Genomic DNA, 19,707 nt, shown 5'->3' with positions numbered 1-19,707 from the left:
GCACTAACATGATCGCTAAAATCGACAAAAATAAAGTTCGTTTGAAAAGACATGCTCGCGTACGTGCTAAATTAGCTGGAACAAGCGAAAAGCCACGTTTAAACGTATATCGTTCAAACAAACATATTTATGCTCAAGTAATTGATGACTTAAACGGTGTAACAATCGCTCAAGCATCAACTGTAGATAAAGAATTTAACCTAGAGCAATCAGGTAATGTAGAAGCAGCTGCTAAAGTAGGCGAAATCGTTGCAAAACGTGCCGCTGAAAAAGGCGTTGACGCTGTAGTATTTGATCGTGGAGGATATTTATACCACGGACGTATCAAAGCATTAGCTGATGCAGCTCGTGAAAACGGACTTCAATTTTAATTTAAAGGAGGGACACTCATGCGTCGTAAAGAACAAGAAGTTAAAGAATTTGAAGAGCGCGTAGTTACGATTAACCGTGTAGCTAAAGTAGTTAAAGGTGGTCGTCGTTTCCGTTTTACAGCTTTAGTAGTTGTTGGAGATAAAAATGGTCGCGTAGGTTTCGGTACTGGTAAAGCTCAAGAGGTACCTGAAGCAATTAAAAAAGCAGTAGAAGATGCTAAGAAAGACTTAGTAACAGTTCCACGTGTTGAAGGAACAACTCCTCACCAAGTTATTGGACGTTTTGGTGCAGGTCGTGTTTTAATTAAACCAGCAGCACCTGGTACAGGTGTTATTGCAGGTGGACCAGTTCGTGCCGTATTAGAACTTGCTGGTATCACTGATATCTTAAGTAAATCATTAGGTTCTAACACACCAATCAACATGGTTCGTGCTACAATTGAAGGACTTAAAGAACTTAAAAATGCCGAAGAAGTAGCTAGTCTACGCGGTAAATCAGTAGAAGAATTATTAAATTAAGGAGGGAACAAACACTATGGCTAAATTAGAAATTACCCTCACTCGTAGCGTTATTGGTCGTCCTGAAACTCAACGTAAGACAGTTCAAGCGCTAGGACTTAAAAAAACAAACTCAACTGTAGTAGTTGAAGATAATCCTGCGATTCGTGGGCAAATCAACAAAGTAAGTCACTTAGTAAAAGTTACTGAAAAATAAATTCATCTAAAGTATTAAGGAGGTGCCAAAATGAAATTACATGAATTGAAACCAGTTAAAGGTGCTCGTAAAGAACGTAACCGTGTTGGTCGTGGTATGGCTACAGGTAACGGTAAAACAAGTGGCCGTGGTACTAAAGGTCAAAAAGCACGTTCAGGTGGCGGTGTTCGTTTAGGTTTCGAAGGTGGTCAATTACCATTATTCCGTCGTTTACCAAAACGTGGATTCACTAACATCAACCGTAAAGAATATGCAATTGTTAATCTTGATCAATTAAATCGTTTCGAAGATGGAACTGAAGTTACACCAGCGTTATTAGTAGAATCAGGTGTTGTTAAATCTGAAAAATCTGGCGTTAAAGTTTTAGGAAACGGTTCATTAGAAAAGAAATTAACAATAAAAGCTCATAAATTCTCAGTTTCAGCAATTGAAGCAATCGAAGGTAAGGGCGGAACGCATGAGGTGATCTAATGTTTGAAACGATCATTAGTTTTTTGAAGACTAAAGATATTCGTAACAAGATATTATTCACACTAGCAATGCTCGTTATATTTAAAGTTGGAACTTACATTCCAGCTCCTGGTGTTAATCCAGATGCTTTTAATCAAAATAAAGGTTCGCAAGGTATTACCGATTTGTTTAACACATTCGGTGGAGGTGCCTTGCAGAACTTCTCAATTTTAGCGATGGGTATTATGCCTTACATTACTGCTTCAATCGTAATGCAATTATTACAAATGGATGTTGTACCTAAGTTTACAGAGTGGTCTAAACAAGGCGAAGTTGGTCGTAAAAAGATTAATCAATTTACACGTTACTTCACAATTGTATTAGCCTTTGTTCAAGGCTTAGGTATGTCGTATTCATTTAATAATATGCTCGGTGGTAATTTAATTGAAAATACTTCAGTCTTAAATTATGTGTTAATAGCACTTGTTTTAACTGCAGGAACAGCTTTCTTAATGTGGTTAGGTGAGCAGATAACACAATTTGGTGTTGGTAATGGTATTTCTATTATTATCTTCGCTGGTATTTTATCTTCTATGCCAAACTCATTGATTCAGTTCTACCAACAAAGTTTTGTTGGTGCAGATGATACTACTATGGCTTGGTTAAAAGCGATTGGTTTATTCGTAGGTATGATTTTACTTACTGTTGGTGCAGTTTATGTACTTCAAGCAATTCGTAAAATTCCTATTCAATATGCTAAACGTCAAACTCAAGGTGCAGGTGGTTCATTATCTGCAAACGCAACATATTTACCTTTAAAAGTTAATGCAGCTGGTGTAATTCCTGTAATCTTTGCGATGGCATTCTTCATGCTTCCGAAGACATTAACATTGTTCTTCCCAGATCAAGAATGGGCGCAAACAGTTACTAATTACGCAGATCCATCTCATAATATTGGTATGATCGTATACGTTATTTTAATTATAGCTTTCGCATACTTTTATGCATTTGTTCAGGTTAATCCTGAAAAAATGGCAGAGAACTTACAAAAACAAGGTAGTTATGTACCAGGTATTAGACCTGGAGATCAAACTAAAAAATACATCACTAAAGTGCTTTATCGTTTAACGTTTGTGGGATCAATTTTCTTAGCTGTAATTTCTATTATTCCAATTTTAGCAATTAAGTTAATGAATTTACCTCAAGCAATACAAGTTGGTGGTACTAGCTTACTAATCGTTATCGGTGTTGCAATTGAAACAATGAAAACTTTAGAAGCTCAACTCAATCAACGTGAATATAGAGGCTTTAGAAGACGATAAGCAAGTAGGAGGGTTTTTATGAACATCATTTTAATGGGTTTACCTGGAGCAGGTAAAGGTACTCAAGCGAGTGAAATTGTTAAGAAATACCCTATTCCTCATATCTCAACTGGTGATATGTTCCGTAAAGCGATCAAAGAAGAGACTGACCTTGGTAAAGAGGCTAAATCTTATATGGATCGCGGGGAACTTGTACCAGATGAAGTGACTATAGGTATCGTTAGAGAAAGACTAGCTGAAGAAGATGCGAAAAAAGGATTTTTACTAGATGGTTTTCCTCGTACAGTTGAACAAGCTGATGCATTAAATGAAATTTTAAGTGACTTAGATCGTAAAGTAGATGCTGTTATCAACATCGAAGTTGCGGAAGAAGAACTTATGAATCGTTTAACTGGTAGAAGAATTTGTGAAGTATGTGGAACAACTTATCATTTAGTATTTAATCCGCCAAAAGTTGAAGGTGTTTGTGATCTTGATGGTGGTAAATTATATCAACGTGAAGATGATAACCCTGAAACAGTAGCAAATCGTTTAAGTGTTAATGTTAAACAAACTAAACCACTTTTAGATTTCTATGAAAATCAAGGTGTCCTTAAAAACATCGATGGTTCTAGACAAATTGATAATGTTACTGAAGATGTTATTCAAATTCTTGAATCATTATAGTAATGACGCTTTCACCCCGAATTCGCCTAGCTTTAGGTGATTCTTGAACGCGTGAATGCGTTCAATTTTAAGAATCAAGATAGTATTTAGGTTTTTGGAATACAATCGGAGTGATTACAAGAAGCGATAAGTATTTGAAGTGTTGTCGAATGCAAATCTTAAGTATTAAATCATCCCAATTTTATAAACCTGTGCTTATTCTATGTGATTTAATCACCTAAAGTATGTCTCTAATTTTGGACCAGGTTTTAAAACATGAAATACGTTTGTATTTCACGAGAATGAATAGAAAAAGGGGGAAATGATCATGGCTAAACAAGATGTAATCGAATTAGAAGGTACAGTATTAGATACTTTACCAAACGCTATGTTTAAAGTAGAATTAGAAAATGGACATGAAATTTTAGCACACGTTAGTGGTAAAATCCGTATGAACTATATTAGAATTCTACCTGGCGACAAAGTAACAGTTGAAATGTCTCCGTATGACCTAACACGCGGAAGAATCACTTATCGTTATAAATAATCGTCACTCCAAATACAAGGAGGTATACAAAGATGAAAGTAAGACCATCAGTAAAACCAATTTGCGAAAAATGTAAAGTTATTCGTCGTAAAGGTAAAGTAATGGTGATTTGTGAAAATCCAAAACACAAACAAAAACAAGGCTAATAAAAGAGAGGTGTAAATAAATGGCTCGTATTGCAGGTATTGACGTACCACGTGAGAAACGCGTAGTAATCTCGTTAACTTACGTATATGGTATCGGAAAAACAACAGCACAAAAAATTCTTAAAGAAGCAAACGTATCTGAAGACACACGTGTTCGCGATTTAACTGATGACGAATTAGGTCGTATCCGTGAAGTTGTAGATGGTTACAAAGTTGAAGGTGACCTTCGTCGTGAAAGAAACTTAAACATTAAACGTTTAATGGAAATCGCTTCATACCGTGGAATTCGCCACCGTCGTGGTTTACCAGTTCGTGGTCAAAACACTAAGAATAATGCGCGTACGCGTAAAGGACCAGTTAAAACAGTAGCGAACAAGAAAAAATAATAAGTAAAGGAGGCACATATAAATGGCACGTAAACAAGTTTCTCGTAAACGTAGAGTTAAAAAGAATATTGAAAGTGGTGTAGCTCACATCCGTTCAACATTCAACAATACAATCGTAACGATCACTGATGATTTCGGTAATGCATTATCATGGTCTTCAGCAGGTGCGTTAGGATTTAAAGGTTCTAAAAAATCAACACCTTTTGCAGCTCAAATGGCTTCAGAAACAGCTTCAAAAGCTGCTATGGAACACGGTTTGAAAACTGTAGAAGTAACAGTTAAAGGTCCTGGCCCAGGTCGTGAATCAGCGATCCGTGCGTTACAATCAGCTGGATTAGAAATCACAGCAATTAAAGACGTAACACCAGTTCCACATAACGGATGTCGTCCACCAAAACGTCGTCGTGTATAATTTTTGTTAGTTCTAATGTTCAAGAGTCACTGGATAGAAATTAATAAAGTTTAATCGACGTTTATAAGGAGGATATATTTAAATGATTGAAATCGAAAAACCTAGAATTGAAACAATAGAAGTTAGTGATGATTCTACATTCGGTAAGTTCGTTGTTGAACCGCTAGAACGTGGTTATGGTACAACACTAGGCAACTCCTTACGTCGTATCCTATTATCTTCATTACCAGGTGCGGCAGTTAAAAATATCGAAATTGAAGGTGTACTTCACGAATTCTCAGCAGTTGAAAATGTAGTTGAGGATGTTACTACTATCATTATGAACATCAAGAAATTAGCTATAAAAATCTACTCTGAAGAAGACAAAACACTTGAAATCGATATTAAAGATGAAGGTGAAGTTACTGCGAAAGATATCATGCATGACAGTGATGTTGAAATTTTAAATCCAGATTTAAAAATTGCAACAGTTTCTAAAGGTGGACACCTTAAGATGCGCTTAATTGCTAATAAAGGTCGCGGATATGCTTTAGCTGAACAAAATAACACAAGTGATTTGCCAATTGGTGTCATTCCAATCGACTCACTTTATTCTCCAGTAAATCGTGTGAACTATACAGTTGAAAATACACGTGTAGGGCAAAGTAGTGATTATGATAAATTAACAATCGATGTGTGGACAGATGGTTCATTATCTCCTCAAGAAGCTGTTTCTTTAGGTGCTAAAATCATGACTGAACACTTAAACATTTTTGTTAACTTAACTGATGAAGCACAAAATGCTGAAATCATGATTGAAAAAGAAGAAGATCAAAAAGAAAAAGTACTTGAAATGTCTATCGAAGAATTAGACTTATCAGTACGTTCTTATAACTGTCTAAAACGTGCAGGAATTAATTCTGTACAAGAATTAGCAGACAAATCTGAGGCAGATATGATGAAAGTTCGAAACTTAGGTCGTAAGTCTCTTGAAGAAGTTAAATATAAATTAGAAGATCTTGGTCTTGGTTTAAGAAAAGAAGACTAATAAAGGAGGTTAATTCATGGGTTACAGAAAATTAGGTCGTACTTCTGATCAACGTAAAGCAATGTTACGTGACTTAGCTACTCAACTTATCGTTTCTGAACGTATCGAGACTACAGAAGCTCGTGCTAAAGAAGTTCGTAAAGTTGTTGATAACTTAATTACTTTAGGTAAAAAAGGTGATCTAGCTTCACGTCGTAGAGCTGCTCAAACGATTCGTGACGTTAAAATCTTAGAAGATGACAAAACAATTACTGCATTACAAAAATTATTCAATGATGTTGCGCCACGCTATGAAGAGCGTCAAGGTGGATATACTCGTATCATGAAAGTTGGTCCACGTCGCGGTGACGGTGCTGAATCAGTAATTATTGAATTAGTATAATCTATTCTTTATTGGAGTGACGAAAGTCACTTCAATCATTTCTATATAAATACAATTTATTTAACACACACAAAGCAAATGAGTGCAATGATAATGTTTACCACACATAGATATTGTCTAGCTCAGAGTACTCCACCACATTTGAATGACTTATCGCGTGAACTCGTCTATGGTGGAGTGCGCGCTTTTTTATTTTAAATCCGTTTTTACGGATTTTTTTTATTGCATTTTATTTTAGAATAGGTAATATGTTTAAAGTAATTAATGCTTACAATTTCGTATGTATACTGTAAAATATATAGTAATTAACTTGTTGAAGGATGAATGTTATGGTGCAGGAAAATTTGATTAGGTTCTCGAACGTTACATTTAAATATGATGAAAATGAACCAGCTGCACTTCGCGATGTTTCGTTTAATATACAAAAAGGCAAGTGGACATCCATTGTCGGGCATAATGGTTCTGGAAAGTCTACAATTGCTAAATTAATGATGGGTATTAATCAAAATTATGAAGGTGAAATCGTTGTTGATGGCATCTTACTGTCGAACGATACAATTGATGAAGTGAGAAGACATGTAGGTATTGTATTTCAAAATCCTGATAATCAATTTATTGGTTCAACAGTGGAGTATGATGTAGCATTCGGTATGGAAAATCAAAGTATAGACTATCATGTAATGCATGAAATAGTTGATGAGGTATTAACGGAAGTTGGCATGTCAGACATGAAAACATTCGAACCAAGTCATCTTTCAGGTGGACAGAAACAACGTGTCGCGATTGCAGGCATATTAGCTATGTCACCAGACATTATGATTTTAGATGAAGCGACAGCTATGCTTGATCCTGAAGGTAAAGAGAGTATTATGAACTTAATTAAATCTATTCAAAGTGAACACCACTTAACAGTTATCTCTATTACACATGATTTAGAAGAAGCTGTTAATGCTGATGAGATTATTGTGATGAATAAAGGTGAAGTTTATAAACAAGACATACCTGAAGAAATATTTAAGCAAGGTGCCTATTTAACTGAAATTGGCTTAGACTTACCTTTTGCTATGAGAATGAACTACTTGCTTAATCATAATTATGAATATACAACATTCGAACAGTTGGTGAATCGAATATGAAAATAACGTTTGATCACGTTACTTATGACTACAGTATAAAGACACCTTATCAATATAGAGCTTTAAATCAAGTTTCGACGACATTCACAGAATCTAAATTTTATGCCATTGTTGGCCAAACAGGTTCTGGTAAATCAACATTAATTCAGCACTTAAATGCTATATTAAAGCCGACAGAGGGACAATTAACAATCGGTGATACGAATATTACGAAGAAGACGAAATCAAAGAAATTAGCGCCTGTACGTAAAAAAGTAGGTATCGTCTTTCAATTTGCAGAACATCAATTATTTGAAGATACAGTTGAAAAAGATATTATTTTTGGACCGCTCAATTACGGTATGGATAAAGAAGCAGCTATTCAAAAAGCAGAATCTCTTATGGATTTGTTAAACATGGATCGTAGCATATTAAAGAAATCGCCATTTGAGCTCTCAGGTGGTCAGAAACGACGAATAGCCATTGCTGGTGTATTAGCTATGGAACCTGAAATACTTGTCCTTGATGAGCCTACAGTGGGCTTAGATCCGAAAGGACAACATGATATGATGGAACTCTTCAATGACATTCATGAAAATCTCGGTATTACGGTTATATTAATTTCACACCAAATGGATATCGTACTTAAATATGCGGATGAAGTTAAAGTCATTAAAGCTGGAGAAATCGTTGCAGAAGATAAGCCAGTTAATATTTTTACAAATAAAGAACTTCTGAATCAAACGCATCTTGAACCACCTAATATTATTAAACTTCAACAAGCAGTTGAAGCTAAATATAATATGAAGTTTGATCAAATCGCGACAAGTGAAGAGATGTTTAAAGATATGTATGAAAAGCAGGTGAAGCCTCATGACTGATAAGTTAATAATCGGGCGATACATACCTGGTAATACAATTATTCATCGATTAGATTCACGCATGAAAATGCTGTATGTATTTATATTTATGATATTAATATTCTTTTGTAATTCATGGGCATCTTATGGCTTTATGGTGTTAACCGTGTTAATCATTATGTATTTAGCACAAATAAGATTTTGGTTCTTAATTAAAGGACTAACACCTGTTATGCTGCTGTTTATTTTTACGTTCATCATGCATTTAATTGTGACGAAAGGCGGACCAGTCATTATTGATTTAAAGCTATTCACAATTGAACAAAATGGTGTTGTACAAGGTGCATTTATTGTTTTAAGACTTGCGCTTTTAGTGATGATTTCAACAATCATGACGTTAACAACAAGTCCGATAAGCTTAACAGATGCAATAGAATCAATGTTGAGACCATTAAAAAAGGTTAAGTTCCCAGTACATGAACTTGCAATGATGATGTCCATATCCCTTAGATTTATCCCAACATTAATGGATGAATTAGATAGAATCATAAAAGCACAAACATCGAGAGGATCTGACGTAACAGCAGGTAGTATATTTAACAGGTTAAAAGCTATTATTCCACTACTCATACCAATGTTCATATCGGCTTTTAAACGAGCAGATGACTTAGCAGTGGCTATGGAAGCTAGAGGTTATAATGCTTCAAATCAACGAACAACCTATCGTAAATTAAAATGGAAACTAAGAGATAGTATTGGACTCGCAACAATTATTGTTGTTGCGATAGCATTATATTTATTAAGGAATTGAGGTGCAGACTTTGAGATTGTTAGTGAAAATTTCATATCACGGTGGACAGTTTATGGGATTTCAAATTCAACATCATGAACGAACTGTGCAATATGAATTTGAGAGAATTCTAAAAAGAATGCATCAAACATTTGTAAGAATACATCCTTCAAGCAGAACCGATAAAGGCGTGCATGCTATTGAGCAGTATTTCCATTTTGATACACCATTAAATATTAAACCTGATAAATGGGAATATGCTTTTAATTCAGCATTGCCTAAAGATATACATGTACAAAGTGTAGAACAAATTGATGAAGACTTTCACTGTAGGTATGATTGTGTAGGTAAGAAATATCGTTATAAAGTTTATATCGATCCAGAAAGACATGTATTTGAACACGACACAAAAGTACAACAAAAGAAACCTGTTGATATTGATTTGATGAATCAAGCTGCACAACATTTTATAGGTACACATGACTTTACAAGTTTCTGTTCACAAAAGACTGAAGTACAAAATAAAGAACGTACAATTTATCAAAGTGAAGTCGTTAAAACTGATGACGGATTTGAATTTATCGTCACAGGATCAGGCTTTCTTTACAATATGGTAAGAGTAATGGTTGCTTATTTAATACTCGTCGGTGAAGGGAAGAGAAGCGGTGATGATATTCATCAGCTTCTAGAAGAAAAAGATCGAAACAAAGTACCACATACAGCACCAGCACATGGGCTATATTTAGAAAAAATTTACTTAGATAAAGCAGAACTTATTAATGAGTTCGGAAATGATATCAAAATATATAATAAAAAGTCTTCAGAAAATGTTTAAAACCAATTGACAAAAAGACAAATAAATTATATTATAGACAACGGTATTGTTTTATATCACCACCACGATAAGCCCCGGAATCTTATTGTGTTTTAAGATATAGAAGCAGGAATCAGACTAAGGAAATAAGATGTATGTATGAAGCTTTGGTACAGGTTAATATATACATCTTAACCCAGAACTTTTTTAAAATTTAGGAGGACACTATAATGCGTCAAACATTTATGGCTAATGAAGCAAACATCGATCGCAAATGGTACGTTGTTGATGCTGAAGGACAAACGTTAGGTCGTTTATCATCAGAAATCGCATCAATCTTACGCGGTAAACATAAAGTAACTTACACACCACACGTTGATACAGGAGATAACGTTATCATCATTAACGCTGAAAAAATCTACTTATCAGGTAATAAAGAACAAGATAAAATTTACTACCGTCACTCAAATCACCCAGGTGGATTAAAATCAGTATCTGCTGGTGAATTAAAAGAGAAAAACCCAGTTCGTTTATTAGAAACATCTATCAAAGGTATGTTACCTAAGAGCAAACTTGGTGAAAAACAAGGTAAAAAATTATTCGTATATGCTGGTGCAGAGCATCCACATGCTGCACAACAACCTGAAAACTACGAGTTACGTGGTTAATTAAGAGGAGGATACTACATTGGCACAAGTTGAATATAAAGGCACAGGTCGTCGTAAACATTCAGTAGCACGTGTACGTTTAGTACCTGGTGAAGGTAACGTAACAATTAACAAACGTGACGTACGTGACTACTTACCATTTGAATCATTAATTTTAGATTTAAACCAACCATTTGATGTAACTGAAACAAAAGGTAACTACGATGTTTTAGTAAACGTTCAAGGTGGAGGTTTCACTGGACAAGCACAAGCTATCCGTCACGGAATTGCACGTGCATTGTTAGAAGCAGATCCAGAATACCGTGGATCATTAAAACGCGCTGGATTACTTACACGTGACCCACGTATGAAAGAACGTAAGAAACCTGGTCTTAAAGGTGCTCGTCGTTCACCACAATTCTCAAAACGTTAATATATTTCAAATATATCAAGGTTTCAACACTTCTCGAACAACTTCGAGGAGTGTTTTTTTATGTAATGGTATAATATATTCCATAACCTTATAGACTAAAAGGGGTTTTTTCGATGTATAAACATATTTTATTTGATTTGGACAATACGTTATTAGATTTTAATGCTGGTGAAAGGGAAGGGATTATGGCGGTTTTTGAATCTGAGGGTATTGTGTTTAATGAATTGAATTTTAAACAGTATCAGGATATTAACAAGCGTTTATGGTTAGAGCTTGAGCAGGGCAAGGTTTCTAAGGATGAAGTGTTAACGACTCGCTTTAAAGAGTTTTTTGAGCTATTTGATTTAAATGTTGATGCGCGTGCTAAAGAGGCTATTTTTAGAAAGACGTTGAATGATAATCATGAGCTGGTTGATGGTGCGAAAGATATATTAAGTTATTTGAAAGAAGCGGGTTATCATCTTTATAGTGCTTCTAATGGTGTTTATGAAACTCAGATGAAACGCATGAATGACGCAGGTATTTTTGATTATTTTGATGATCATTTTATTTCAGAGAAAATTGGATTTGAAAAACCTCATAAACAATTTTTTGATCATTGTTTAAATGTTATTAAAGACGATGATGTGTCACATTATTTAATGATAGGAGATACGTTAACATCTGATATTGCTGGTGCTAATGAATATGGTATTGATTCATGTTACTTTGACCATCAAAATCTTGGTAACGGCGATCTTGCGACATATGTTATTAATCATTTAGAAGCGTTAAAGGATATATTGAAATAAGCTGAGACGTATTGTCTCAGCTTTTATTGTGCTTATATTTAGTTCTCTTCGTTGATATACATTCTATAATAGAATCCTTGTTTCTCTATAAGTGTATCGTGATTACCAGATTCTATAATGCCTTCTTTTGTTAGGACGTATATGTTATCTGCATTTCGAATTGTTGATAATCGATGGGCGATGACGATAGTTGTGCGATTGAGTGTCAGTTGTTCCAATGATTGTTGAACGACTTTCTCACTTAAATTATCTAAAGCACTTGTGGCTTCATCTAAGATGACGACTTCTGGGTTTTTTAAAAACATTCTTGCGATACTAAGTCTTTGTTTTTGTCCGCCAGAAAGTTTAGCACCTTTTTCACCAATTTGTGTGTGATAACCATTTGGCAGTTGTTGAATAAATTCATGTGCATTGGCTAATTTAGATGCATGAATAATTTCGTCCATTGAAGCTTCAGGATTACCATATTTAATATTCTCATAAACCGTACTTGAGAATATATAGACATCTTGTTGAACGATACCTATTTTTTGTCTGAGTTCTTCAAGAGGCATCGTTCTAATATCTTGATGATTAATCGTTATGGATCCTGATGTGACATCGTAAAATCTTGGTAGCAGATTGGCGATGGTTGATTTACCTGAACCTGATGGGCCAACTATCGCAATATATGCACCGGGTTCGATTGTTAAATTTAAATTATGGATAATATATTCTTGGTCATATTGAAAGTAAACATGGTCAAATTGAATAGCACCGATTGAATGTCGTGTTTGTTGTTGGTGAGTATTCTCTGATGTTATATCCGGTTTAAGTTGCATTAATTTAAAGAAGCGGTTAAAACCTGAAATACCTTCATTATATTGAACAGACAGCTTAACAAGTACTTCAATAGGTGTTGCGATATTACCTACATAAAGTACAAATGCTAACAAATCCCCGATAGAAATTTCTTTTTTCATAATTAGTAATGCACCGAGCACAATGATGATGACAGGCATTGCTTGAATAATTGACCCTATAATCTCATTATATAGAGCTTCATATTTATGAACTTTCTTTTTAATTTCAATTGCTTTTTTATTAAGTGATTTATACTGATTACTTTCAAATGATTCATTCGTAAATGATTTTGTAACTTTAATTCCTGATATCGTATTTTCTAAAAATCCATGAATTTCAGCATTGGTAGCTTTATCTTGTTCATAGATAGAAGAGAGCTTTTTGATGTAATACCAATAAACCACAATCATAATAGGAATAAATAGCATCATCACAATTGTTAATTCTACATTGATATACAAGAGAATGACGACAGCACCCATAAAACGAATAATGTACATTAAGATATCTTCAGGACCGTGATGATATAACTCTGATAAGTTCTCAAGATCACCCGTTAATCTCGACATCAAACCACCCGTACTATTTCGGTCGAAAAAGTGATGAGGTTGGCTTTGAATATGTTCATATAACTCTTCGCTCATATCTTTCTCCATCTTTGCACCCATAACATGACCATAATAATCTATAAAAATATGACACAAAAATTGAATCAATATGAGCAATACCATAGCAGCACCTAGTAAGTAAATTTCTTTAACATGCGCTACAGAGAAATGTTGAATTAAATTCTCTGTGATATAACGAATAATCAATGGTATTACAAGCGTTATAACCGTAACAAGTAATGAACAAATTAAAGTTAAACCGAAAATTCGTTTATAAGGTCTGTAGTATGATATGAATTTTTTAAATTTCACAATAATAGCTCCTTAAGTTTTATTGGTGTCGTTTACCAATAAACTTAATACATTTCACTTAAAGGTAAACGACCTCAGTGGCAGTAGTTAAAAGGATACGATTATTATTTTTTCTCATGGTAATCTCCCTCTCTAGTGTAAAATTACAGTAAAGACTGTTACTGAGAGTATAAGTTAAAATCCAATAAAACACAACGTGGATGAGAAGTATAAAGATATAACTCGTTTTTATCGAAAAACGATAATTTTTATTGATAAACAATAAAAAAGGTGTTAAACTTTTATTGAAAAACGATAAAAAGGGAGAGGTTCCGATGAGTAATATTAGTAATACTGAAAAACGTAGTTATTTGATTACATTAATAGCGATGATCATACATGCTTTGTTAGTGGTTGTTAATCTTGTGGTTTTCTTTAGAAAAGTACCTTTGAGTACTGCATTTGATATAAAGAGTGGCGTATTATACTACATGATATGTTTTATTATTCAAGCACTGTTGTTAATTGCTTTCTTTATATTTGTGTTGAGCTTTATAAAGAACATCAATAAAAAGGATTTCTTTAATTCAGGAAATTATAATAAAATATTCTTTTCTTCAATCATTATTATGGTATATGGTACATTAAACTCAATGAAGAGTTTAATTGGTGTTGACGTCACATATAAAGAATTATTAAGTACTACTCCTTATACAACAGTATTATTGCTGAGTATCTCTTTAATGATGTTAAACTTCTTAACCATTTATAATGAATCTGAATCAATGAAAGAAGAACATGATTTGACTGTTTAAGGGTGACAAGATGATAAAAATTAAATTAGATGAAATTTTAAAAGAGAGGCATGTTTCTTTGACTGAACTTGCTCAAGAGGTAGATATTACGATCGCAAATTTATCTATTTTAAAGACTGGAAAAGCTAAAGCTGTAAGATTTAGTACACTAGAAGCAATATGTGAATACTTGGATTGTCAGCCTGGTGACATCATGGTTTATGAAAAGGATGCAGAGTGAAATTAAGCTTTGTTATTTTTGCACTTGAATCGTATATAGCGTATTCTAAATGTAATAAATGAATGAAGGTGATATATATGATTGAAAAGTTACATCAGGTCATGTTATATGTTGATGATCAAGAAAAGGCTGTTGAATTTTGGAAAGATGTAATGAACTTTGTTGTGAAGTCTGAAGACGAGTTGCCTGAAGGTTTCAAGTCTGTAGAGATTGCACCTAGTGAAGATGCTGAAACGTCATTTGTATTATTTGATAAAGCTTTTATTGAAAAGTACAGTCCTGAAGTAAGTTTAGAAACACCTTCTTTAATGTTTAAAGCTACGAATTTTGATGAATTATATAAGTCGTTAAAAGAACAAGGATTAACTGGTCATGATATTATAGAAATGCCTGAGGGTAGAGTATTTAATTTTCATGATAAGCAAGGTAATTATTTTGCAATTACTGAGTAAAAACGGAGGGAATTGAAATGATAGAAGCACAGTTCCGAATTTCTTATAGTATGTTATCTGATGTTGTCAAAGATATAGATGAGAAACAAGCGGATTTTCAACTGGAGTTAGCGAACAATAATATTAAATGGCAACTTGGTCACGTAATTGTGGCAAATGAATCATTTGTCTTTGGTACAAGTGAAGAAGGTAATATACTCGGTGAAAAGTTAGGTAAATCATTCTCACCAGGTACTTCACCACAAGATTTTACAGGTGAAGAACCAACTTTCCAAGAATTAAAAGGCATATTAAATCAACAACTAGAAAGAATATTAAATGCACTTGATGAACAAATGGACAAATCAAGAAAAGCACCAATAGCGAATATGGATACTTTTGCAGAAACAATTTCATTTGGCATATTGCATACGAATTATCATACTGGTCAAATTAAGTTGATGAAATCAATGTTAGATAAATTAGATCAAGGCGTATAAAAATATTGAGAGAAAAGAAACGATTATGTTTCTTTTCTCTCTTTTTCATTAGAACAGTCAAAGCATAATAATGTTTTGTCTTCTTGCACGACAGCTTCTATAAAACCACTATTACAATAAATATCTGTTTGGCATTTGGCACATTTACCTACGAATTCTTTTTCCATATAATCACACCTTAAAATTCATTTTATGTACTTAAAAGTGATATGATAATTATGTATATACTAACATATTTTTATGGAGTGATAGAAATGGCTTTAGAGATGAAACCAAATTGCGAAAAATGCGGATATGAATTTCATAAGAAAAGTAATGCTTTTATGTGTGTTCAAGAAACAACATACTGCAGAGAATGCGCGGAAAATTTATATTATGTTTGTCCAGAATGTAATGGGGAACTTGTCGTTCGTCCGAAAGCAAAAGCTGATACTAAAACTGTAATGGGAGACCGTTAAGGATAAATGAGGTGATGGATTGAATATTCGAAGATTACAACTCAATGAGATAGAGAAAGTTGTTGCTGTATTTGATGACTATCGTGTCCATTTTGGTCAACAATCAGATATAAAGGCGACGTATGAATTTATATATAGAAATGTTTCTCGTGAAGATGCTGTTATATTTATAGCTGAAGCGAATGAGCAAGTGATAGGATTTGTACAACTATACAAGATGTTGTCATCAATGAAAATGTCAAACCTACTTATTATTAATGATTTATTTTTAACAGCAGATGCGAGAGGTCAGCGAATTGGTGAGCAATTAATGAACCAAGCATTTACTTATGGGAAAGAAAATGGATATGAGACAATATATTTAGAAACCGAAAAATCAAATATAGCTGGTAATCGTTTATATCAAAAATTAGGCATGCAAATCGATGATGAACATAACTATTATCATAAACATTTATAAACAAGAGGTGACTTTTAGATGAAAGCAATTGGGTTTAGTAACAGTTTTGATTTGAAAGTATCAAATGAATTTGAAGAAAGAGATATACCAGTTCCAGAAGCTAAAGGAAGAAATATTTTAGTGAATGTGAAAGCAGCGAGTATAAATCCTATAGATACGAAATCAAGAAATACATCTGATGGAGAATTTAAAATATTAGGGTATGATGCAGTAGGTGTTGTAGAAGCGGTTGGAGAAGAAGTAGAATTATTCCACGTAGGTGATGAAGTATATTATTCTGGCACAAATACGAAACAAGGGTCGAATGCAGAGTATCAATTAGTTGATGAACGACTTGTGGGCATTAAACCAGAACACTTATCTTACGTTGAATCAGCAGCTTTACCTTTAACAGCTTTGACGTCATTTGAAGCATTATTAGAAGGACTAAATATTTCATCTAACCCTGAAGATAATAAAGATAAGAAGTTACTAATTATTAATGGTGCAGGCGGTGTAGGTTCTGTCGCAACTCAAATTGCGAAACATTTGGGGCTAACAGTAATCACGACAGCATCTCGTAAAGAAACAAGAAGATGGTCAGAGAAAATGGGTGCTGACATCGTACTCAATCATAAACACCACTTACCAGATGAATTAAGAGCACATAAAATTAATCAAGTAGATTATATCTTTAATACACATAGTAGCGATGCATACTTTAATGTCATGGCAGAAATGATTAAGCCAAGAGGTAAAATCGTGGCACTTGTTAATTTTATGGATAAAGTAGATTTAAATTTATTAAAAGATAAAAGTGTGACATTCTCATTTGAGTTTATGTTTACTAGACCAAAATATGAAATAGACGACATGATCGCACATCATGAATATTTGAGAAAGTTAACATATTTATTAGATAGAGGTACGATTAAAACGACAGTAAATAAGACACTAAAAGGATTAAGTGTAGAAACAATTACAGAAGCACATCGTTTAATAGAAGAAGGAAAAAGTATTGGTAAAATAGTTATAGAATATTAACAATACTAATAGAAATGACGTAACGAGCACTTCTGGCAAAACTTGTTTATAACGGGTGTGTTAAATACAAAAGTCGACGGAACTGTAACTAAGGTGCCGTCACTATTTAAAATAAACTACAAAAAAAGCACAACCTCACGAGAGGTTGTGCTTTTCTACATCTTAATAGTCGTTTTCGTTTGCGATACGTCTTAAGTGTGGATATTTAGAACGTATTACATATACAAGTAATGTTAGTGCTGCGAATACAATTGCGATAAGTCCTATTATAAGCATTGATTGTCCATAAGTTACGTCACTTGTGAAGTTAAAGATGTTCTCTCTTAGTGCTTTAATAACATAACTCATTGGAGAGAATGGGTGTAAGTCTTGGAAGAACTTACCTGATAATTCTATTGGGAATGTACCTTCACTTGATCCTAATTGTAAGATTAATAGTATAATCGCTAAGAATTTACCGATATTACCTAATACAACTGTTAGGAATGTCACAATCATATATGCTGCAATACTCCATAAGATAAGTGTTAAAGTGAAGTGTCCTGGATTAGCGATATCAATTTCAAATCCGTATAAACATAGTACCGCTAATGCTAATGCTGATCCTAAAGCTTGCATCATGAATATTGCAAACTTACTTAACCACCATTTGAATCCTGTAGAATCACCAATTCGTTTATCGATAGGGTAAACTGCTGAGAATGCAACTGCACCTACATATAAACTTAATGATAGGATATATGGTGCAAAGCTTTGACCATAGTTATTAACTTCTGTTAAATCATCTTCGTTTGATACGACTGGATTATTGATTGCTTTAACATTTTTGTCTTCAAAGTATTTATCATCTGATTGTTTAATAGCTTTATCAATATTTGCTTTTAATTTATCGTTATTAGCTTGTAAATCACTTAAACCTTGAGATACTTTCATACTGCCTTGTAAAAGTTGTTGTCCTTCTGCGCCAGCCATTGGAGCAAGTTGTTCTAATCCAGATTCAACTTGTTTATTACCGTCAATGAGTTGAGATTCTGCATCTGACATTTGTCCAAGGGCTTTAGAAGTATCTTTATAACCATCAGTTAATTTATTCATACCTTTAAATGATTCTGAAATGTATTTCTCACGAACAGATTCACTTAAATTATCTTCAACAGCTGTAATAGCTTTAGATGCGATTTGTGAACCAGTGTAACTATAACCAGGGTTCGTTTTGACATTTAAGTCGATTTTTTTAGGATTTTTATCTAACATAGAACCTGCATTTTTAGTCGTTTCAGCTGGTATTGAAATGACAGCATAAGATTCACCATGTTCTAAATGTTTGTCTGCAGTTTTTTGAGAAACAAATTCCCATTTAAATTTATCATTGTCTTTTAATTTATCTACTACGTCTTTACCGATGTCTGCCTTTTCACCATTGATTTTTCCACCGTTATCGCTATTCACTACAGATATCTTTAATGAATCCGTCTTTCCGTATGGATCCCATAAAGAACCTACAAATACTGAACTATAAATAAGTGGAATAAGCATAATTGCTATAAGTGATACGAGTAAGAACTTATGTGTCCATAAATTTTTTATATCATCAAACATGATTAACATTGTCCTTTCCTGTTATAAGTTTATTTGCTTTCTCTAATTGTTTAACAAACGTTATAATCTCTTCGTTTGAAAAGTGAGAAGACAATTTACGATTAAATGTTTCGTAAATAACATCTTCAGTTCGCTTTACAAGTTCTAAACCTTTATCTGTTAGCAAAACAGATTTCTCTCTCTTATCTTCGCCTTGCTGAATAGCAATGAGGTCTAGATGTTTTAATTTATTAATCCTGTTTGATATAGCAGTCTTAAAGACGCCTTGTTTAGCAGCAATAAAACTGTATGTGCATCTAGGAAAATCTTTAATAATTTTTAAAGTTTGATATTGTTCTTTAGAAACAACTTCATCTAACCCAGAATTATTTAAAATCTTTGCAACTTCACTGTGTATATTAATGATGGATTCTTGGAATAGGTTAAAAGCTTTTTTTAATTCTTCTTCCATAATTAGTACACCTCCTGTACTTAATACAAAGAGTATAGTACACCCTATGTACTATAATTGCAAGAGGTTCAACTCAAAAAAATACAATCGTTTGCGTGTAAAGGCTTTCTTTTGAAAATAAATGGTTTATATTGTCGCGAATTATTAAAGCAATC

At 33.6% G+C, this 19,707-nt stretch carries 30 protein-coding genes; 26 read left to right on the top strand and 4 right to left on the bottom strand.

What is annotated here, in order from left to right; translation table 11 throughout:
- Positions 1-8 precede the first annotated feature (8 nt).
- From rplR to LQ611_RS01365, 19 genes are all read left to right on the top strand, one after another.
- Positions 9-371, top strand: a complete 363-nt coding sequence (gene rplR / locus LQ611_RS01455) for a 50S ribosomal protein L18 (RefSeq protein WP_037589017.1) — start codon at positions 9-11, stop codon at positions 369-371.
- Positions 372-389: 18 nt separating this feature from the next.
- Entirely contained in the window at positions 390-890 is a 501-nt protein-coding gene (rpsE, locus tag LQ611_RS01450; RefSeq protein ID WP_025906784.1) for a 30S ribosomal protein S5, read from the top strand.
- Positions 891-906: 16 nt separating this feature from the next.
- Positions 907-1,086 (top strand): 50S ribosomal protein L30, encoded by a 180-nt coding sequence (gene rpmD, locus LQ611_RS01445; protein WP_037589015.1) that lies wholly within the window; start codon positions 907-909, stop codon positions 1,084-1,086.
- Between the two features lie 30 nt (positions 1,087-1,116).
- On the top strand, positions 1,117-1,557 hold the full coding sequence (gene rplO, locus LQ611_RS01440) for a 50S ribosomal protein L15 (RefSeq protein ID WP_239709301.1): 441 nt from the start codon (positions 1,117-1,119) through the stop codon (positions 1,555-1,557).
- Complete coding sequence (secY, locus tag LQ611_RS01435) at positions 1,557-2,858, top strand: preprotein translocase subunit SecY (protein WP_103360706.1); 1,302 nt, start codon at positions 1,557-1,559, stop codon at positions 2,856-2,858. Before rplO ends, secY begins: the two co-directional genes overlap by 1 nt.
- A gap of 18 nt (positions 2,859-2,876) precedes the next feature.
- Positions 2,877-3,524, top strand: coding sequence for an adenylate kinase (locus LQ611_RS01430; protein ID WP_025906780.1), 648 nt, complete (start codon positions 2,877-2,879; stop codon positions 3,522-3,524).
- Positions 3,525-3,831: 307 nt separating this feature from the next.
- Positions 3,832-4,050: a translation initiation factor IF-1 gene (gene infA / locus LQ611_RS01425; RefSeq protein WP_001118443.1), complete on the top strand. Its 219-nt coding sequence runs from the start codon at positions 3,832-3,834 to the stop codon at positions 4,048-4,050.
- Positions 4,051-4,082: 32 nt separating this feature from the next.
- Positions 4,083-4,196 (top strand): 50S ribosomal protein L36, encoded by a 114-nt coding sequence (gene rpmJ / locus LQ611_RS01420; RefSeq protein ID WP_003156543.1) that lies wholly within the window; start codon positions 4,083-4,085, stop codon positions 4,194-4,196.
- A gap of 20 nt (positions 4,197-4,216) precedes the next feature.
- On the top strand, positions 4,217-4,582 hold the full coding sequence (rpsM, locus tag LQ611_RS01415) for a 30S ribosomal protein S13 (RefSeq protein ID WP_048541062.1): 366 nt from the start codon (positions 4,217-4,219) through the stop codon (positions 4,580-4,582).
- A 22-nt stretch (positions 4,583-4,604) separates the two neighbouring features.
- On the top strand, positions 4,605-4,994 hold the full coding sequence (gene rpsK / locus LQ611_RS01410) for a 30S ribosomal protein S11 (protein WP_025906484.1): 390 nt from the start codon (positions 4,605-4,607) through the stop codon (positions 4,992-4,994).
- Positions 4,995-5,076: 82 nt separating this feature from the next.
- Complete coding sequence (locus LQ611_RS01405) at positions 5,077-6,021, top strand: DNA-directed RNA polymerase subunit alpha (protein ID WP_025906483.1); 945 nt, start codon at positions 5,077-5,079, stop codon at positions 6,019-6,021.
- Positions 6,022-6,037: 16 nt separating this feature from the next.
- Positions 6,038-6,403, top strand: coding sequence for a 50S ribosomal protein L17 (gene rplQ / locus LQ611_RS01400; protein WP_025906481.1), 366 nt, complete (start codon positions 6,038-6,040; stop codon positions 6,401-6,403).
- 329 nt (positions 6,404-6,732) lie between these two features.
- Positions 6,733-7,539 carry an energy-coupling factor transporter ATPase gene (locus LQ611_RS01395; protein WP_025906480.1) on the top strand — a complete coding sequence of 269 codons (807 nt, stop codon included), beginning with the start codon at positions 6,733-6,735 and terminating at the stop codon, positions 7,537-7,539.
- A complete protein-coding gene (locus LQ611_RS01390; protein WP_049320034.1) occupies positions 7,536-8,399 on the top strand; it encodes an energy-coupling factor transporter ATPase in 864 nt (287 codons plus the stop codon). Before LQ611_RS01395 ends, LQ611_RS01390 begins: the two co-directional genes overlap by 4 nt.
- Entirely contained in the window at positions 8,392-9,189 is a 798-nt protein-coding gene (locus LQ611_RS01385; RefSeq protein ID WP_025906477.1) for an energy-coupling factor transporter transmembrane component T family protein, read from the top strand. The genes LQ611_RS01390 and LQ611_RS01385 overlap by 8 nt, the downstream gene beginning before the upstream one ends.
- Positions 9,190-9,199: 10 nt before the next feature.
- Complete coding sequence (truA, locus tag LQ611_RS01380) at positions 9,200-10,003, top strand: tRNA pseudouridine(38-40) synthase TruA (RefSeq protein WP_103360704.1); 804 nt, start codon at positions 9,200-9,202, stop codon at positions 10,001-10,003.
- A 209-nt stretch (positions 10,004-10,212) separates the two neighbouring features.
- Positions 10,213-10,650 (top strand): 50S ribosomal protein L13, encoded by a 438-nt coding sequence (rplM, locus tag LQ611_RS01375; RefSeq protein WP_025906474.1) that lies wholly within the window; start codon positions 10,213-10,215, stop codon positions 10,648-10,650.
- Between the two features lie 19 nt (positions 10,651-10,669).
- A complete protein-coding gene (gene rpsI, locus LQ611_RS01370; RefSeq protein ID WP_025906473.1) occupies positions 10,670-11,062 on the top strand; it encodes a 30S ribosomal protein S9 in 393 nt (130 codons plus the stop codon).
- 113 nt (positions 11,063-11,175) lie between these two features.
- Positions 11,176-11,853 carry a YjjG family noncanonical pyrimidine nucleotidase gene (locus LQ611_RS01365; protein WP_204172264.1) on the top strand — a complete coding sequence of 226 codons (678 nt, stop codon included), beginning with the start codon at positions 11,176-11,178 and terminating at the stop codon, positions 11,851-11,853.
- 38 nt (positions 11,854-11,891) lie between these two features.
- On the opposite strand, the gene LQ611_RS14190 is transcribed toward LQ611_RS01365, so the two are convergent.
- The gene (locus tag LQ611_RS14190; protein WP_239709300.1) at positions 11,892-13,616 is read right to left on the bottom strand and encodes an ABC transporter ATP-binding protein; all 1,725 of its coding nucleotides are present in this window, start codon (positions 13,614-13,616) and stop codon (positions 11,892-11,894) included.
- A 314-nt stretch (positions 13,617-13,930) separates the two neighbouring features.
- Here LQ611_RS14190 and LQ611_RS01355 point away from each other — a divergent pair, with 314 nt between their 5' ends.
- The 4 genes from LQ611_RS01355 (at position 13,931) to LQ611_RS01340 (ending at position 15,561) form a co-directional block, all read left to right on the top strand.
- Positions 13,931-14,410 (top strand): hypothetical protein, encoded by a 480-nt coding sequence (locus tag LQ611_RS01355; RefSeq protein ID WP_078354928.1) that lies wholly within the window; start codon positions 13,931-13,933, stop codon positions 14,408-14,410.
- Between the two features lie 10 nt (positions 14,411-14,420).
- On the top strand, positions 14,421-14,630 hold the full coding sequence (locus tag LQ611_RS01350) for a helix-turn-helix domain-containing protein (protein WP_025906456.1): 210 nt from the start codon (positions 14,421-14,423) through the stop codon (positions 14,628-14,630).
- Between the two features lie 80 nt (positions 14,631-14,710).
- A complete protein-coding gene (locus LQ611_RS01345; protein ID WP_107590391.1) occupies positions 14,711-15,082 on the top strand; it encodes a VOC family protein in 372 nt (123 codons plus the stop codon).
- Positions 15,083-15,099: 17 nt separating this feature from the next.
- Positions 15,100-15,561: a DinB family protein gene (locus LQ611_RS01340; RefSeq protein ID WP_107590380.1), complete on the top strand. Its 462-nt coding sequence runs from the start codon at positions 15,100-15,102 to the stop codon at positions 15,559-15,561.
- 23 nt (positions 15,562-15,584) lie between these two features.
- On the opposite strand, the gene LQ611_RS01335 is transcribed toward LQ611_RS01340, so the two are convergent.
- A complete protein-coding gene (locus LQ611_RS01335) occupies positions 15,585-15,728 on the bottom strand; it encodes a hypothetical protein (RefSeq protein ID WP_164960952.1) in 144 nt (47 codons plus the stop codon).
- Between the two features lie 87 nt (positions 15,729-15,815).
- Between LQ611_RS01335 and LQ611_RS01330 the strand changes: the two genes are divergently transcribed.
- From LQ611_RS01330 to LQ611_RS01320, 3 genes are read left to right on the top strand one after another with little or no spacing between them, the layout of a single operon-like run.
- Complete coding sequence (locus tag LQ611_RS01330) at positions 15,816-16,019, top strand: DUF1272 domain-containing protein (RefSeq protein WP_239709299.1); 204 nt, start codon at positions 15,816-15,818, stop codon at positions 16,017-16,019.
- A gap of 19 nt (positions 16,020-16,038) precedes the next feature.
- Positions 16,039-16,479 carry a GNAT family N-acetyltransferase gene (locus tag LQ611_RS01325; protein ID WP_037589001.1) on the top strand — a complete coding sequence of 147 codons (441 nt, stop codon included), beginning with the start codon at positions 16,039-16,041 and terminating at the stop codon, positions 16,477-16,479.
- A gap of 18 nt (positions 16,480-16,497) precedes the next feature.
- Positions 16,498-17,502 (top strand): zinc-binding alcohol dehydrogenase family protein, encoded by a 1,005-nt coding sequence (locus LQ611_RS01320; protein WP_107590379.1) that lies wholly within the window; start codon positions 16,498-16,500, stop codon positions 17,500-17,502.
- Positions 17,503-17,664: 162 nt separating this feature from the next.
- On the opposite strand, the gene LQ611_RS01315 is transcribed toward LQ611_RS01320, so the two are convergent.
- On the bottom strand, positions 17,665-19,101 hold the full coding sequence (locus LQ611_RS01315) for a YhgE/Pip domain-containing protein (protein WP_103360734.1): 1,437 nt from the start codon (positions 19,099-19,101) through the stop codon (positions 17,665-17,667).
- The gene (locus LQ611_RS01310; RefSeq protein ID WP_103360699.1) at positions 19,094-19,552 is read right to left on the bottom strand and encodes a MarR family winged helix-turn-helix transcriptional regulator; all 459 of its coding nucleotides are present in this window, start codon (positions 19,550-19,552) and stop codon (positions 19,094-19,096) included. The genes LQ611_RS01315 and LQ611_RS01310 overlap by 8 nt, the downstream gene beginning before the upstream one ends.
- Positions 19,553-19,707 lie beyond the last annotated feature (155 nt).

This window comes from Mammaliicoccus sp. L-M44 (assembly GCF_022386355.1).
GTDB classification, from domain to species: Bacteria; Bacillota; Bacilli; order Staphylococcales; family Staphylococcaceae; genus Mammaliicoccus; species Mammaliicoccus sciuri_A.
This window is presented reverse-complemented; position numbering and strand designations above follow the sequence as displayed.

What these genes read in the sequence shown, in the direction of transcription:
- infA (WP_001118443.1), top strand. Translation starts at nt 3,832, where the DNA reads ATGGCTAAACAAGATGTAATCGAATTAGAAGGTACAGTATTAGATACT.
- LQ611_RS01315 (WP_103360734.1), bottom strand. Translation starts at nt 19,101, where the DNA reads ATGTTTGATGATATAAAAAATTTATGGACACATAAGTTCTTACTCGTA.
- rplR (WP_037589017.1), top strand. Translation starts at nt 9, where the DNA reads ATGATCGCTAAAATCGACAAAAATAAAGTTCGTTTGAAAAGACATGCT.
- LQ611_RS01330 (WP_239709299.1), top strand. Translation starts at nt 15,816, where the DNA reads ATGGCTTTAGAGATGAAACCAAATTGCGAAAAATGCGGATATGAATTT.
- LQ611_RS01340 (WP_107590380.1), top strand. Translation starts at nt 15,100, where the DNA reads ATGATAGAAGCACAGTTCCGAATTTCTTATAGTATGTTATCTGATGTT.
- LQ611_RS01320 (WP_107590379.1), top strand. Translation starts at nt 16,498, where the DNA reads ATGAAAGCAATTGGGTTTAGTAACAGTTTTGATTTGAAAGTATCAAAT.
- LQ611_RS01395 (WP_025906480.1), top strand. Translation starts at nt 6,733, where the DNA reads ATGGTGCAGGAAAATTTGATTAGGTTCTCGAACGTTACATTTAAATAT.
- LQ611_RS01310 (WP_103360699.1), bottom strand. Translation starts at nt 19,552, where the DNA reads ATGGAAGAAGAATTAAAAAAAGCTTTTAACCTATTCCAAGAATCCATC.
- rpsM (WP_048541062.1), top strand. Translation starts at nt 4,217, where the DNA reads ATGGCTCGTATTGCAGGTATTGACGTACCACGTGAGAAACGCGTAGTA.
- LQ611_RS01390 (WP_049320034.1), top strand. Translation starts at nt 7,536, where the DNA reads ATGAAAATAACGTTTGATCACGTTACTTATGACTACAGTATAAAGACA.
- rplQ (WP_025906481.1), top strand. Translation starts at nt 6,038, where the DNA reads ATGGGTTACAGAAAATTAGGTCGTACTTCTGATCAACGTAAAGCAATG.
- LQ611_RS01405 (WP_025906483.1), top strand. Translation starts at nt 5,077, where the DNA reads ATGATTGAAATCGAAAAACCTAGAATTGAAACAATAGAAGTTAGTGAT.
- rplO (WP_239709301.1), top strand. Translation starts at nt 1,117, where the DNA reads ATGAAATTACATGAATTGAAACCAGTTAAAGGTGCTCGTAAAGAACGT.
- rpmJ (WP_003156543.1), top strand. Translation starts at nt 4,083, where the DNA reads ATGAAAGTAAGACCATCAGTAAAACCAATTTGCGAAAAATGTAAAGTT.
- LQ611_RS01350 (WP_025906456.1), top strand. Translation starts at nt 14,421, where the DNA reads ATGATAAAAATTAAATTAGATGAAATTTTAAAAGAGAGGCATGTTTCT.
- LQ611_RS01385 (WP_025906477.1), top strand. Translation starts at nt 8,392, where the DNA reads ATGACTGATAAGTTAATAATCGGGCGATACATACCTGGTAATACAATT.
- rpmD (WP_037589015.1), top strand. Translation starts at nt 907, where the DNA reads ATGGCTAAATTAGAAATTACCCTCACTCGTAGCGTTATTGGTCGTCCT.
- LQ611_RS01335 (WP_164960952.1), bottom strand. Translation starts at nt 15,728, where the DNA reads ATGGAAAAAGAATTCGTAGGTAAATGTGCCAAATGCCAAACAGATATT.
- secY (WP_103360706.1), top strand. Translation starts at nt 1,557, where the DNA reads ATGTTTGAAACGATCATTAGTTTTTTGAAGACTAAAGATATTCGTAAC.
- rplM (WP_025906474.1), top strand. Translation starts at nt 10,213, where the DNA reads ATGCGTCAAACATTTATGGCTAATGAAGCAAACATCGATCGCAAATGG.
- LQ611_RS01365 (WP_204172264.1), top strand. Translation starts at nt 11,176, where the DNA reads ATGTATAAACATATTTTATTTGATTTGGACAATACGTTATTAGATTTT.
- LQ611_RS01430 (WP_025906780.1), top strand. Translation starts at nt 2,877, where the DNA reads ATGAACATCATTTTAATGGGTTTACCTGGAGCAGGTAAAGGTACTCAA.
- LQ611_RS01355 (WP_078354928.1), top strand. Translation starts at nt 13,931, where the DNA reads ATGAGTAATATTAGTAATACTGAAAAACGTAGTTATTTGATTACATTA.
- rpsK (WP_025906484.1), top strand. Translation starts at nt 4,605, where the DNA reads ATGGCACGTAAACAAGTTTCTCGTAAACGTAGAGTTAAAAAGAATATT.
- rpsE (WP_025906784.1), top strand. Translation starts at nt 390, where the DNA reads ATGCGTCGTAAAGAACAAGAAGTTAAAGAATTTGAAGAGCGCGTAGTT.